Source organism: Ensifer adhaerens, assembly GCF_002007205.1.
In the GTDB taxonomy this organism is placed as follows: Bacteria; Pseudomonadota; Alphaproteobacteria; order Rhizobiales; family Rhizobiaceae; genus Ensifer; species Ensifer adhaerens_D.
The window spans coordinates 345177-358115 of record NZ_LAZS01000014.1 but is presented as its reverse complement, the minus strand read 5'-3'; the positions used below and the strand labels follow the sequence as shown (position 1 = coordinate 358115).

The window sequence follows — 12939 nt, the reverse complement described above, 5'->3', positions numbered from 1 at the left end:
GTCCCGGATTAGGCACGGACAGTCAGAAGCCGTCGCGTCCGAAGGATGCGGCGGCTTTTTTGCGGCCGTCGTCTGCCGGATAGGGCGTGCGCAACAGGATCAGCAGGCCGATCACCAGAAAGGCGATGAGCGCCATCATGCCGATCCTCGCCGAGCCCGTGGCAAGGGTGATCGTGGCGACCGATGCGGGGGCGAGGAACGAAGTGGCACGGCCGGACAGCGCATAGAGGCCGAAGTAGCGCCCGGCTTCGTCCAGGCTAACGCTGCGGGCGAGATAGGAGCGCGACGAGGCCTGCACCGGGCCGAAGGCGATGCCGACCAGGAGGCCATAGAGGATATAGGCCTTTTCGGCAGCCGTGCCGAACAGGGCGCCGGAATCCTCCGTTGACAGCGGCATGAGGCCGAAAAGCGTGAAGCCCGGCCCTGTCGAGACGATACCGATCGTCGCCAGGATCAGGCAGATCAGGCTGGCGGTGACGATCCTCTTGGAGCCAAGATGGGCATCGAGCCAGCTTGCGCAGAGGCAGCCGCCGATCGCGACGACGTTGAGGATGATGCCGTATATGCCGAGCTCCAGCGTCCTCCAGCCAAACATGGCGGCGGCGAAGGTGCCGCCGAGAGCCAAGAGCCCGTTGACACCATCCTGGAAGACCATACGCGCGATCAGGAAGCGCAGGATGCCGGACCGCTGCTTCAGTTCGACGAGCGTGCCCTTGAGCTCCCTGAGGCCCGTTGTGGTGGCCTTGCCGAGGGACATGGTCGCCTTGGCCGCATCCGGGGTGAACAGGAACATCGGCAGGATGAAGACGAGGTACCAAATGGCGGAGATCGGTCCGGTGATGCGCGCATCCTCTCCCGTTGCCGGATCGAGACCGAATAGCGGGTCGATGCCGGCCGCCGTCTTTCCGTCTTCGGGACTGCCGGCCAGCAGCGCCACGACGGCGATCAGCACGAGCATGCCGCCGAGGTAACCGAGGCCCCAGGCGATGTTGGAAATGCGCCCCACGTCCTTCTCCGGCACAAGGCGGGGCATCATCGAATCGTTGAAGACGATCGAGAACTCCGCTGCGACCGTCGCCAGGATCATGAAGATCGCGGGATAGAGGATCGGCGAGCCGGGGGCAGCAAACCAGAGCATAGCCAGCGATACGATCTTGATGACCGCGAAGAAGGCGATCCAGGGTTTTCGCGGCCCGGTCGCGTCGGCGATCGAGCCGAGCACGGGAGAGAGGACCGCGATGATGATGCCGGAAACGGTGAGCGTATAGCCCCACATCGCCTGGCCGAGCGCGTGATCCTCGGTCAGCCTAGAGACGAAATAGGGACCGAAGATGAAGGTGGTGATGACCGTGAAGAAGGGTTGCGCCGCCCAGTCGAACAGCATCCAGCCGGCTATGCCCGCGCGTGACGCGCGCGGTTGGTCCTCAGTCTTTTCGGCCGAAATCTGCAAGGTCCCCTCCCGAAACGACTGCGCCGCGCGTCCCCTCGAACGCGCGGCGCAGCCTATCTTCAATTGAACCGATTCCGAAAGGTCTGGAACCGGATGCGGGCGAAAAATGCCCGCATCTTTTTTCGTCCTGTTACTTCGCCCTTCCGCGCGCGAGGTCGTTGAGCAGCCCCGCAGCAACGGTGATCTTGGCGAGCGTGGTTTCACCCTTCTCGGTCAGGAGCCGCAGCTGGCCGGTCGCCTGGGCGACACGAACGCGTTCGCTTTCTTCCCAGGCGGCAACCGGATTGCGCTCCTTCTTCTGCTCGCGCAGGGCTGCCGCGGTGATATCCCGCCGTGCGGCGGCGATATCGGATACGGCGCGCGACAGAGCCATCGCCTCGAACTGCTCGGTTGCCGGAACGCGATCGGACGCAGCTAGCAACCGGTTGATGCGGAGCGTATCGGTGACGGCGAAGTAACCCTGCGCCGTGCGGCTCAACGTCTCGCCGGTTTCGGAGGCAATCTGCATGATCTCGGGTACCAGCGTCATCAGCGCCAGTTCCGAAATCTCCTCGGCGAGCTTGGCCGGGACGCCACCCTCGACGAAGGCTGCTGTCTTCAGCCGGGCTTCTTCGGCGCTCTCGCCGGAGACTGCGGTGCGCATGGTCGCACGCAGCTTCTGCAGGCCGTCACCGAGGCGCGAAACGGCCTCGGAGACCGAGCCGGTCGCCGCATGGGTGCGCAGCGCCCGCTCGGTGACGAGCGTGAAGATGCGGCCGACCTCCTGGTAGAGGACGTTTTGCAGGCCGCCGCCGATCTTGTTGTCGAGCGCGTCGATCTCGTCATAGATCCGCGGCAGGTCGAAGCCGTCGAGCGCCAGAACCGCGGCCTTGACGACGTCGGCCGACAGGAAGCCGGTGGCATCCGTCAGGGTCGAGACGAAGGCCGGGCCACCGCGATTGATGACCTCGTTGGCGAGGATCGTCGCGATGATTTCGCGGCGCAGGCGGTGACCGTGGATGTCGCCGGCATAGGACTTGCGCATCTTGCCCGGGAAGTAACGCTCGAGCGTTGCCGTGAAGTACGGATCGTCGGGCAGTTCGCTCGCAATCAGCTCATCGAAGAGAACGAGCTTGGAGTAGGAGACGAGCACGCCGATCTCGGCGCGGGTCAAGGGTTTGCCCGCCTGGTAGCGCTCGGTCATCGCCTGGTCGGTCGGCAGAGTCTCGACCTTGCGGTTGAGATGGCCGTCGGCCTCGAGCCGGGTCATGAGCCGGCCAAGCGTCGTGCGGTTGCCGAGGCCCTGCATGGCGGTCAGCGAGATCGCCAGCGATTGCTCGTAGTTGTTGCGCAGCACCAGATGGCCGACTTCCTCGGTCATCGAGGCCAGCAGCGTGTTGCGCTTCGGCCGCGTCAGGCGGCCGTCGCGCATGGCGGACGCAAGCGCGATCTTGATGTTGACCTCGACGTCGGAGGAGTTGACGCCGGCCGAGTTGTCGATGGCATCCGAGTTGCAGCGGCCGCCGTTGAGGCCGAAGCCGATGCGGCCCTTCTGGGTGACGCCGAGGTTGGCGCCTTCACCGATGACGCGGGCGCGAACTTCTTCGGCCGCGACGCGGATGGCGTCGTTGGCGCGGTCGCCCACTTCCGCATCCGTCTCGTTGCTGCCGCGCACATAGGTGCCGATACCGCCGAACCAGAGCAGGTCGACCTGGCTCTTCAGGATCGCATTCATGATCTCGAAGGGCGTCGCCTTCGCCTTGTCGAGGCCGATCGCGGCCATCGCCTCAGGCGTCAGCGTCACCGACTTTTCGGCGCGCGAGATGATCATCGCGCCCGCGGAAAGCGTCTTGCGGTCATAGTCCTGCCAACTCGAGCGCGGCAGGTCGAACATGCGCTTGCGCTCGGCGAAGGAGGCATCGATATCCGGATTCGGGTCGATGATGATGTCGCGGTGGTCAAAGGCCGCAATCAGGCGGATCTTTTCCGAGAGCAGCATGCCGTTGCCGAAGACGTCGCCGGACATGTCGCCGACGCCGGCAACCGTGAAGGGCGTCGTCTGGATGTCGATGTCCATCTCGCGGAAGTGGCGCTTGACGGTCTCCCAGGCGCCGCGGGCGGTGATGCCCATCTTCTTATGGTCATAGCCGGCGGAACCGCCCGAAGCGAACGCGTCGTCGAGCCAGAAGCCCGCTTCCTGCGCCAGGCCGTTGGCCGTGTCGGAGAAGGTCGCAGTGCCCTTGTCGGCGGCAACGACGAAGTAGGGATCGTCGCCGTCGTGGCGCAGCGTGTCGGCCGGCGGCACGACGTCCTGGCCGACGATGTTGTCAGTGACCGACAGCAGCGTGCGAATGAAGGTCTTGTAGGCCTCGGTGCCGGCCTTGAACACTTCGTCGCGGGTGCCGCCCACCGGAAGCAGCTTCGGATAGAAACCGCCCTTGGCGCCCACGGGCACGATAACGGCGTTCTTCACCTGCTGGGCCTTCACGAGGCCGAGCACTTCCGTGCGGTAGTCCTGGGCGCGGTCCGACCAGCGCAGGCCGCCGCGGGCGACCTTGCCGAAGCGCAGGTGCACGCCTTCGACCTCGGTGCCGTAGACGAAGATTTCGCGGAACGGGTGCGGTTCCGGCAGGCCGTCGAGTGCCTTCGGGTCGAGCTTGAAGGCGAGGACCGCGCGCGGCTTGCCGTCGGCGTCATGCTGGAAGTAGTTGGTCCGGAGCGTCGCTTCGATCGCGTTGACGTAGCGGCGGAGAATCCGGTCTTCGTCGAGGCTCGGAACGGCTGACAGCGCGTCCTCGATCGCCGAAAGCAGGGCGTTGCACTTCTTGGCGCGCGGCTTTTCCTCGAGCTTCGGATCCATGCGGGTCACGAAGAGCTTGAAGATATCGGCGGCAATCGCCGGATACTTGTTCAGCGTGTCGGCGATATAGCCTTGAGAATAGGTGATCCCGGCCTGGCGCAGATAGCGGGCATAGGCGCGCAGCACCGTCACTTCGCGGGCATTGAGGCCCGCAAGCAGGATCAGCCGATTGAAGTTGTCGTCCTCGATGGTGCCGTTCCAGGCAGCGAGGAAGGCTTCCTCAAGAGCCTGACCGCTCTTGTCGAGGTTCAGCGCGTGGCCGTCACGGTGGATCAGCTCCATGTCGTGCAACACGACCTTGCGCTGCTCTTCGCCGTGAGCGTTGACGCCGATGTCGTAGGTCTGTTCGCTGATCACCCGGAAGCCGAGGTTTTCGAGCAGCGGCACGCGGCGCGACAGCGACACGGGCTCGCCGGCATGGAAGATCTTGAGTTCCGCCGTATCCGGGCGGGTGACGGCGCGCGGATAGTTGTAGAACGAGATCCGGATCGGATCCGGGCCCTTGCAGGCGGCGATATCCGAGAGGTCTGCATAGGCTTCCGCCGGCGTGAAGAACGACTGGTAGGCGTTGTCGACGTCGAGTTCGATGCCGTCCTTGCGGGCGAGCAGGTCGAACCGGTCGATCCAGCGGGTGACGATGCCGCGAACCGCTTCTTCGAGCTTGGCCTGCGGAATGCGCGGCGTCTTGCCGGCGGAGCGGCCGATGATGAAGTGGACGCGGGCAAGGCCGCCCTCCGGGAAGGCCGGGTAGTAGGCGGAGACGCGGCCGTCATAGACCGTCTTCAGGTAATCGCCGATCTTCTCGCGCACATCCGAATCGTACTGTTCGCGCGGCACGAAGACGATGACCGAGACGAAGCGGTCGAAATGGTCGATGCGCGGCAGCACGCGGATGCGCGGCCGATCGCCGAGCTCGTTGATCTGTTCGCAGAAGGCGGCAAGCAGGCCGACGTCGATCTGGAAGAGATCGTCGCGCGGATAGGATTCCAGCGTGTTGTCCAGCATCTTGCCGGAATGGCTCTGCGGATCGTAGCCGAAGTGATCGACGATCTTCTCGATCTTGTGGCGCAAAAGCGGGATCTCGGCCGCCTGGCGGGTATAGGCCGAGGAGGTGAACAGGCCGACGATGCGCAGTTCGCCGGCGACGTTGCCATCGGCGTCGAAACGCTTGACGCCGATATAGTCCATGTAGGCGCGGCGATGGACGACCGATTTGACGTTGGCCTTGGTGACGATCAGGAAATCCGGGCTTTCGAGGAAGGCGAGAATTTCCGGCGTGGTCAGCACCGCGTCCTTGCCCTGGCGCAGCACGCGCACATCGGGATTGGAGAGCATGCCGAGGCCTCTGCCCTTGCCGCGCTCGACCATCGCCTTTCCGCCCTTGCCGGAATAGGTGTATTCGCGCATGCCGAGGAAGGTGAAGTTGTTGTCGCGCAGCCAGCGGAGGAAGGCGAGCGCCTCGTCGCGGTCGCTCTTCTTGCGCGAGGCGTTATAGGCCTCCAGCTCCTGCATCGCATGATCGAGCAGCGCGGTCATCGCTGGCCAGTCGTGCACGGCCTGGTGCACCTGCTCCAGCACGTCGCGAATGCGGTTGCTGAGCTGTTCGGCCTCGACGGGGGCCAGCTTCGTCAGGTGGATCTGGATATGGCTGACGCGGTGCGACGGATCGCTTTCCTCTTCGGGATCGAAGAGCTTTGCCGGCTTGCCCGGTTCCTTGACCAGGATCGGGTGGATCGCAAGATGAATGTCGCGGTGGGTGCTCGTTATTTCCCCCATGACCGAATCATAGAGGAACGGCATGTTGCGTTCGGTGACCGCGATGATCGACACCTCGGTGCCGCCAGGTGCTACGCCGGCGACGGTTTCGACGGAAACCTGCGGCTTGCCGCCATCCCAGCGGGCGAGTTCCTGATAGGCATGGGCGGCCGTCAGCGCCAGCATGTCCGCCGAATAAAGATCGAGGTCATCGTTGCTGGCCCCACCGAAGAGGATTTCCGGCGCAAGCGCCTCGACGCCCAGTTTGATGGCGGCCGCCTTCGCTGCGTCGATGTGTCTGTCCCGCTTCGGATTGTATTTCACGCCCATGAAGTCTCTCCCATTCATGATAGGCCAAACCCTATCAGAACCATGGCTAATGGCGACCGCTTTTTACGCCGATTTCGGCAAAATCGAGCCCAAAATCGGAGAATTTCACGTGAAAACAGCTTAAATCCATTTAAATCGAAGGTAATTTCGCGAAAATTGCTCGAAAATCGAAGAAAAAGCACGAAAACGCCAGAGGCTTCCACGGAGCCGATCTGCCATCGCCTGTTGACAGGGCAGTGACAGTCGGGTGAACAGAGTTTTAAGATCGTAGGATTGGACTGGTCGATGCCCGAAATGCCTTCCCTGCCCGGCGCCGTCATCGTCATCTCGAGCCATGTCGTGCGCGGCAAGGTCGGCAACCGGGCCGTGGTCTTCGCGCTGGAGACATTGGGGCATCCGGTCTGGGCGCTTCCGACCGTCATACTCCCCTGGCACCCCGGCCATGGGCGCTCGACGCGGGTCGCCATTTCCGACCAGGACTTCGGTTCGGTGATCGATGATCTCATTGCAGCACCCTGGGTTGGCGAGGTGCGTGCGGTGCTTTCCGGCTATCTCGGCTCGACTGGTCAGGCCGAAGGCGTGGCCCGACTGGTGACGGCGCTCAAGGAGCGCAACCCGAAACTGATCTACGCCTGCGATCCCGTGATCGGAGACGCCGGCGGCCTCTATGTTCCGGAAGCCACGGCCTTTGCCATTCGCGACCAGTTGCTGCCACTTGCAAATCTCGCGACGCCGAACCGCTACGAGCTTGCCTGGCTCTCGGGCGCGACGCTGGAAACGAATACGGCGATCCTTGACGCTGCCCTCGGCCTCGGCCCGTCCCGCGTGCTGGTAACGTCTGCCGTGCCGATGATGAGCGGCGGGACCGGTAATCTTTTTCTCTCGGGAAACTACGCATTGCTCGCCGAACATAGGCTGGTCGAAAACCCGCCGAACGGCACGGGCGACCTGTTGGCGGCGGTGTTTCTCGCCCGGATCCTTGAAGGACTTTCAGAGGAACGCGCCTTGCAGATGGCGACGGCGAGCGTATTTGAGATCATCGCGCGGAGCGTCAAGCGCGGCGCGGATGAATTGACCATCGAGCAGGACGCATCGAGCCTATCGACGCCAATGGCGATGGTGCAGATGCGCCGGCTGGTTCATCCGAATCAGATGCGGCGCAAGTGAAGAAGCTGTTCACGGACCGCCACCCCTATGGCATCGTGGATTGAATTTTAGATCGCGATCATTTTCATGACGGAGGCGCAGGTGGGCGAAAGCCGGCCATGCCGCCCTGAAGCACGAGCGGAGCAATCGATGGACAAGCAGCAGCAGCGTTTTCCGGACTATCTTCTGAACGGCTACCACAACTTCATGAACGGTCGCTTCAGCGAGCAGCAGAAACGCTACAAGGCGCTGGCGGAAACCGGTCAAAAGCCGAAGACGATGGTGATTGCCTGTTGCGACTCGCGCGCTGCGCCGGAAACGATCTTCGACAGCGGCCCGGGCGAACTCTTCGTCGTGCGCAACGTTGCCAATCTCATGCCGCCCTACGAGCCGGATGGTCATTACCACTCCACTTCGGCGGCCCTGGAGTTCGCCGTTCAGTCGCTGCGCGTCAGCGATATCGTCGTCATGGGCCATGGCCGCTGTGGCGGTATCAAGGCGGCGCTCGATCCGGATGCCGAGCCCCTGTCGCCGGGCGATTTCATCGGGCGCTGGATGCACCTTCTGAAGCCGGCGGCCGAACAGATCCAGAGCAACGACGTCATGACCCAGGCGGAGCGCCAGCGTGCGCTCGAGCGCGTTTCGATCCGCAACTCGCTTGCCAATCTGCGCACCTTCCCCTGCGTTCAGATTCTTGAGGCCAAGGGCAAGCTGCAGCTGCACGGCGCCTGGTTCGACATCTCGACCGGCGAACTCTGGGTCATGGATCCCACGACCGGCGACTTCTCCCGGCCGGGCATGTAGCCAGCAAAAAGCCCGGTTCCTGAGAACCGGGCTTTATAGTTTGCGAAGTCTCGCGCGTCAGGGAGATGCGCGGATCGTGTTTGGATCAGAGACCGTCGATCTCGGCGCCGATGATGGCGATCGCCTGCTGGTAGACGGATGCGGCGTTCCAGCCCTGGATCGCGCCGAAGTTCGCCTGGCCCTGCTGATAGCCGGCGCCCGGCTGCCAGCCATGGCCGCGCAGGAAGTTGGCGGTGGACGCCAGCGCGTCGGCCTTGGAGCGAACCATGTCGACATGGCCGTTGCCGTCGCCGTCGACGCCGTATTTCAGCACGTTGGCCGGCAGGAACTGGGTCTGGCCGATCTCGCCGTGCGCCGCGCCGCGCGCATCCGGGCTCAGGTCGCCGCGCTGTACGAGCTGCAGGGCCGCATAGAGCTGGTTGGTAAAGTAGTCCGAGCGACGGCAGTCATAAGCGAGCGTCGAAACGGCCGAAAGCGTGTGCTCCTTGCCCATGAAGCCGCCGAAACCGGTCTCCATGCCCCAGATGGCGATCAGCGGGCCGGCCGGCACGCCGAAGCGGCGCTCGATGCTGGCAAAGAGTGCGGCGTTCTGCTGCTTCATCTTCTTGCCGCGGGAAATGATCACCTGGCCGCCGCGCTTCTGCATGAACTGGTCGAGCGACAGCTTGAAGCTCTTCTGGCCGCGGTCGGCGCGGATCGTCGCCTTGTTGTAGGAGACGTTCGACAGCGCCCGGTCGAGGACAGCAGGGCTGATACCGTTGCCGGAGGCCTGTTGCTTGAAGTTCTGCACCCAGGCTTCAAAGCCGCTTCCGTCATTGCCGCATTGGGCGGCCGATGCCACCGCCGGAAAAACTGCAGTCGAAATCAGGGCAACAAGCCCCACTGCTGCGCACTTCGCCCTGTGCATGAAATACCCCGTCATAGCCCGAATCTCGTTGCTCTTAAAAATGCCAGCCTTCGCCGGCCGTGTCACCTACCGCAAGCGGCAGGTAACTTTATCGTGGTTTCACGTGAATCCGGAAACAATCGGCCCTTCGCGAAACAGGAAACCCGCCAGACCCGGAAGAGCCTGGCGGGGGTGAATTGTTCAACTGCCGTTTTCAGGCGGCCTGCTTGCGCGGCTTGATGAGGCCACGGTTGACCAGTAGCTCGGCAATCTGGATCGCGTTCAGAGCGGCACCCTTGCGCAGGTTGTCGGAGACGACCCACAGGTTGAGGCCGTTCTCGACGGTCGCGTCCTCGCGGATGCGGGAGATGTAGGTCGCATCTTCGCCGGCGCATTCGTAAGGGGTGACGTAGCCGCCGTTCTCGTGCTTGTCGACGACCAGGCAGCCCGGCGCCTCGCGCAGGATGTCGCGCGCCTCGTCAGCGGTGATCTCGTTCTCGAACTCGATGTTGACCGATTCCGAGTGGCCGATGAAGACGGGAACGCGCACGGCGGTGCAGGTCACCTTGATCTTCGGGTCGAGCATCTTCTTGGTCTCGGCCAGAACCTTCCACTCTTCCTTGGTGTAGCCGTCTTCCATGAACACGTCGATGTGCGGGATGACGTTGAAGGCGATGCGCTTGGTGAACTTCTTCGATTCGATCGGATCGGCGACGAAGACCGCGCGGGTCTGGTTGAACAGTTCGTCCATGCCGTCCTTGCCGGCGCCGGAAACCGACTGGTAGGTCGAGACGACGACGCGCTTGATCTTGGCGTGGTCGTGCAGCGGCTTCAGGGCGACGACGAGCTGAGCCGTCGAGCAATTCGGGTTGGCGATGATGTTCTTCTTGGTGAACTGCGCGATCGCGTCCGGGTTCACTTCCGGCACGATCAGCGGCACTTCCGCGTCGTAGCGCCAGGCCGAAGAGTTGTCGATGACGACGCAGCCCTGCTGACCGATCTTCGGCGAATACTTGAGCGATACCGCGCCGCCGGCCGACATCAGGCAGATATCGGTGTCGGAGAAATCGTAGTTTTCGAGGTTCTTGACCTTGAGGGTCTTGTCGCCAAAGGAAACTTCCGTGCCCTGGGAGCGGGCGGAAGCAAGGGCGACCACTTCATCCGCGGGAAAGCCGCGTTCGGAAAGGATGTTCAGCATCTCCCGGCCGACATTGCCGGTGGCGCCTGCGACTGCAATCTTGAAACCCATGATCTAAGCTCTCTTTTTTGTCTCTCCTCGTCGGGTGAGGGGGAAACCGCGCGACCTGCCGCGAGGGTTCCTGTCCCCGGCCAAACCGGGGAGAGAGCGGAGGGCCAGAGACGTCAGACGGTTTTCGTCGTCGTTTTGGCCGTTGTTTTGCAAGCGAACGAAAAATCGACATCCTGCCCCGCGGCAAGAGCCGGCAGGATCAAAGCAGCGATGGCTGGACCGATCGGTCGCATGGTGGTGATTTCCTCGTTCGTCGCTGCTCTTACGCGGTTTTGGGGAAGAGTCAAGACATTGCCGCGCGCCGGCACGCTCCCTGTCCTGCCCGCGATCGATCGCCGCATTAGACGAAAGTCATAAGTCGAAAGCATCTCTGCCTGCAGCGGTCCTTTTCTGACATCCTCTTATCAGGCGCACCACGTCCGGCCATTCTCGGGAGGAATGCCGGACCAGCCAATGGGCGCTCCAACAGGCTGTTTTGGAGTGGAGGATAAACAAAATGGCAAATGTCGCGACAGCGGACGACGCAAAAACGCGTCCGATGACCGGCGAGGAGAAGAAGGTCATCTTCGCCTCGTCGCTCGGTACCGTCTTCGAATGGTACGATTTCTATCTCTACGGTTCGCTCGCCGTCTACATCGGCGCGACCTTCTTCAGCTCCTATCCGGAAACGACGCGAAACATCTTCGCGCTTCTGGCCTTTGCCGCGGGCTTCCTGGTTCGACCGTTCGGCGCGCTGGTCTTCGGTCGCCTGGGCGACCTCGTCGGCCGCAAGTACACCTTCCTTGTCACCATCCTGATCATGGGTCTTTCGACCTTCCTGGTCGGCATCCTGCCGGGTGCAGCCTCGATCGGCATCGCTGCGCCGATCCTGCTCATCGTGCTGCGCATGCTGCAGGGCCTGGCGCTCGGCGGTGAATATGGCGGTGCCGCAACCTACGTGGCCGAACACGCGCCGAACGGGCGCCGCGGCTACTTCACCTCATGGATCCAGACGACGGCAACGCTCGGCCTGTTCCTGTCGCTCGTGGTCATCCTGCTCGTGCAGTTCGCGCTCGGCAAGGAAGCCTTTGCCGCCTGGGGCTGGCGCATTCCGTTCCTGCTCTCCTGCGTGCTGCTCGGCATTTCCGTCTGGATCCGCCTGAAGATGAACGAGTCGCCGGCCTTCAAGAAGATGAAGGAAGAGGGCAAGACCTCCAAGGCGCCGCTGTCGGAAGCCTTCGGCCAGTGGAAGAACGCCAAGATCGCGCTTCTGGCCCTGTTCGGCGCCGTCGTCGGCCAGGCGGTCGTCTGGTATTCCGGCCAGTTCTACGCGCTGTTCTTCCTGACCGGCGTGCTCAAGGTGGATGCGCAGTCGGCCAACATCATGGTCGCCGCCTCGCTCATTCTCGGCACGGGCTTCTTCGTGCTCTTCGGCTGGCTCTCCGACAAGATCGGCCGCAAGCCGATCATCATGGCCGGCCTGCTGCTTGCGATGCTGACCTACTTCCCGCTTTTCAAGGCGTTGACGTGGGCCGGCAACCCGGCACTCGCTCAAGCCCAGGCGACCGTTCGCGCAACGGTGACCGCGGCTCCCGGCGACTGCAAGTTCCAGTTCAACCCGACGGGCACGGCGAAGTTCACGACCTCGTGCGACATCGCAACCGCGTTCCTCACCAAGAACTCGGTTCCCTATGACGTCGTGACGACGGCTGCTGCCGGTACGCCGGCGACGGTGAAGGTCGGCGACACCACGATCAACAGCTACGACGCCGTCGCTGCAGGCGATGGTGCCAAGGCTGCCAATGCCGCCTTCGAAAAGCAGACCAACATGGCGCTCCACACTGCCGGCTACCCGCTGGTCCGTGGTGCCGCCAAGGTTCCGGAATCCAAGCTCGACGGCTTCGTTGCCGCCAACCCGGAACTGTCGCTCGACGCGGCCGCTGTCCGCGGTGGCGAAAAGGCCACGGTTCCGGCCGAAAAGCTGATCGCCGACAAGCTGCTGACGAAGGATGAAGTTGGCGCCGCCACGGAAATGGCCGTCTACACGATTGCCGGCGGTGGTACCTACGCGATGGTCGCGGACCCGGCCAACGTCAACTGGACGACGATCATTGCGGTTCTCACCGTGCTCGTCATCTACGTGACGATGGTCTATGGCCCGATCGCAGCCCTGCTGGTCGAACTCTTCCCGACCCGCATCCGCTACACCGGCATGTCGCTGCCCTACCATATCGGCAACGGCTGGTTCGGCGGTCTGCTTCCGGCAACGGCCTTCGCGATGAGCGCGGCCCAGGGCGATATCTACTATGGTCTCTGGTACCCGATCGTCTTTGCCGGCATCACGCTGGTCATCGGCATGCTGTTCCTTCCGGAAACGAAGGATCGCGACATCCACGCGATGGATTAAGCCTTGTGCTCCCGGAGAGATCCGGGAGCACCCCAATCTTCCCCGAGCTATCACGGCTCTCCTGACTCCGGCGCGGCCTTCCGCGCCGGCTTTT

Annotated in this window: 8 protein-coding genes; 3 read left to right on the top strand and 5 right to left on the bottom strand. The window is 63.1% G+C overall.

Going from position 1 to position 12939, the window contains the following annotated elements; genetic code table 11:
* Positions 1–22: 22 nt before the first annotated feature.
* Positions 23–1384 (bottom strand): MFS transporter, encoded by a 1362-nt coding sequence (locus XB14_RS31840; RefSeq protein WP_419178655.1) that lies wholly within the window; start codon positions 1382–1384, stop codon positions 23–25.
* Positions 1385–1580: 196 nt separating this feature from the next.
* Positions 1581–6374, bottom strand: a complete 4794-nt coding sequence (locus tag XB14_RS31835) for an NAD-glutamate dehydrogenase (protein ID WP_077968480.1) — start codon at positions 6372–6374, stop codon at positions 1581–1583.
* Between the two features lie 285 nt (positions 6375–6659).
* Here XB14_RS31835 and pdxY point away from each other — a divergent pair, with 285 nt between their 5' ends.
* Entirely contained in the window at positions 6660–7541 is an 882-nt protein-coding gene (gene pdxY / locus XB14_RS31830; protein WP_077968479.1) for a pyridoxal kinase PdxY, read from the top strand.
* A gap of 129 nt (positions 7542–7670) precedes the next feature.
* Positions 7671–8324 (top strand): carbonic anhydrase, encoded by a 654-nt coding sequence (locus tag XB14_RS31825; RefSeq protein ID WP_077968476.1) that lies wholly within the window; start codon positions 7671–7673, stop codon positions 8322–8324.
* An 85-nt stretch (positions 8325–8409) separates the two neighbouring features.
* On the opposite strand, the gene XB14_RS31820 is transcribed toward XB14_RS31825, so the two are convergent.
* The 3 genes from XB14_RS31820 to XB14_RS31810 all read right to left on the bottom strand — a co-directional run bounded on the left by XB14_RS31820 (position 8410) and on the right by XB14_RS31810 (position 10767).
* The gene (locus tag XB14_RS31820; RefSeq protein WP_077968706.1) at positions 8410–9231 is read right to left on the bottom strand and encodes a lytic murein transglycosylase; all 822 of its coding nucleotides are present in this window, start codon (positions 9229–9231) and stop codon (positions 8410–8412) included.
* Between the two features lie 193 nt (positions 9232–9424).
* Positions 9425–10459 (bottom strand): aspartate-semialdehyde dehydrogenase, encoded by a 1035-nt coding sequence (locus XB14_RS31815; RefSeq protein ID WP_034800169.1) that lies wholly within the window; start codon positions 10457–10459, stop codon positions 9425–9427.
* Between the two features lie 113 nt (positions 10460–10572).
* Positions 10573–10767: a hypothetical protein gene (locus tag XB14_RS31810; RefSeq protein WP_034800171.1), complete on the bottom strand. Its 195-nt coding sequence runs from the start codon at positions 10765–10767 to the stop codon at positions 10573–10575.
* Between the two features lie 188 nt (positions 10768–10955).
* On the opposite strand from XB14_RS31810, the gene XB14_RS31805 reads away from it, so the two are divergent.
* Positions 10956–12845 (top strand): MFS transporter, encoded by a 1890-nt coding sequence (locus XB14_RS31805; RefSeq protein WP_077968474.1) that lies wholly within the window; start codon positions 10956–10958, stop codon positions 12843–12845.
* The last annotated feature ends 94 nt before the right edge of the window (positions 12846–12939 follow it).

Bases quoted from the DNA above. Each gene is read 5' to 3' on its own strand.
- XB14_RS31840 (WP_419178655.1), bottom strand. From the start codon at position 1,384: ATGCTGTTCGACTGGGCGGCGCAACCCTTCTTCACGGTCATCACCACC.
- XB14_RS31835 (WP_077968480.1), bottom strand. From the start codon at position 6,374: ATGGGCGTGAAATACAATCCGAAGCGGGACAGACACATCGACGCAGCG.
- pdxY (WP_077968479.1), top strand. From the start codon at position 6,660: ATGCCCGAAATGCCTTCCCTGCCCGGCGCCGTCATCGTCATCTCGAGC.
- XB14_RS31825 (WP_077968476.1), top strand. From the start codon at position 7,671: ATGGACAAGCAGCAGCAGCGTTTTCCGGACTATCTTCTGAACGGCTAC.
- XB14_RS31820 (WP_077968706.1), bottom strand. From the start codon at position 9,231: ATGCACAGGGCGAAGTGCGCAGCAGTGGGGCTTGTTGCCCTGATTTCG.
- XB14_RS31815 (WP_034800169.1), bottom strand. From the start codon at position 10,459: ATGGGTTTCAAGATTGCAGTCGCAGGCGCCACCGGCAATGTCGGCCGG.
- XB14_RS31805 (WP_077968474.1), top strand. From the start codon at position 10,956: ATGGCAAATGTCGCGACAGCGGACGACGCAAAAACGCGTCCGATGACC.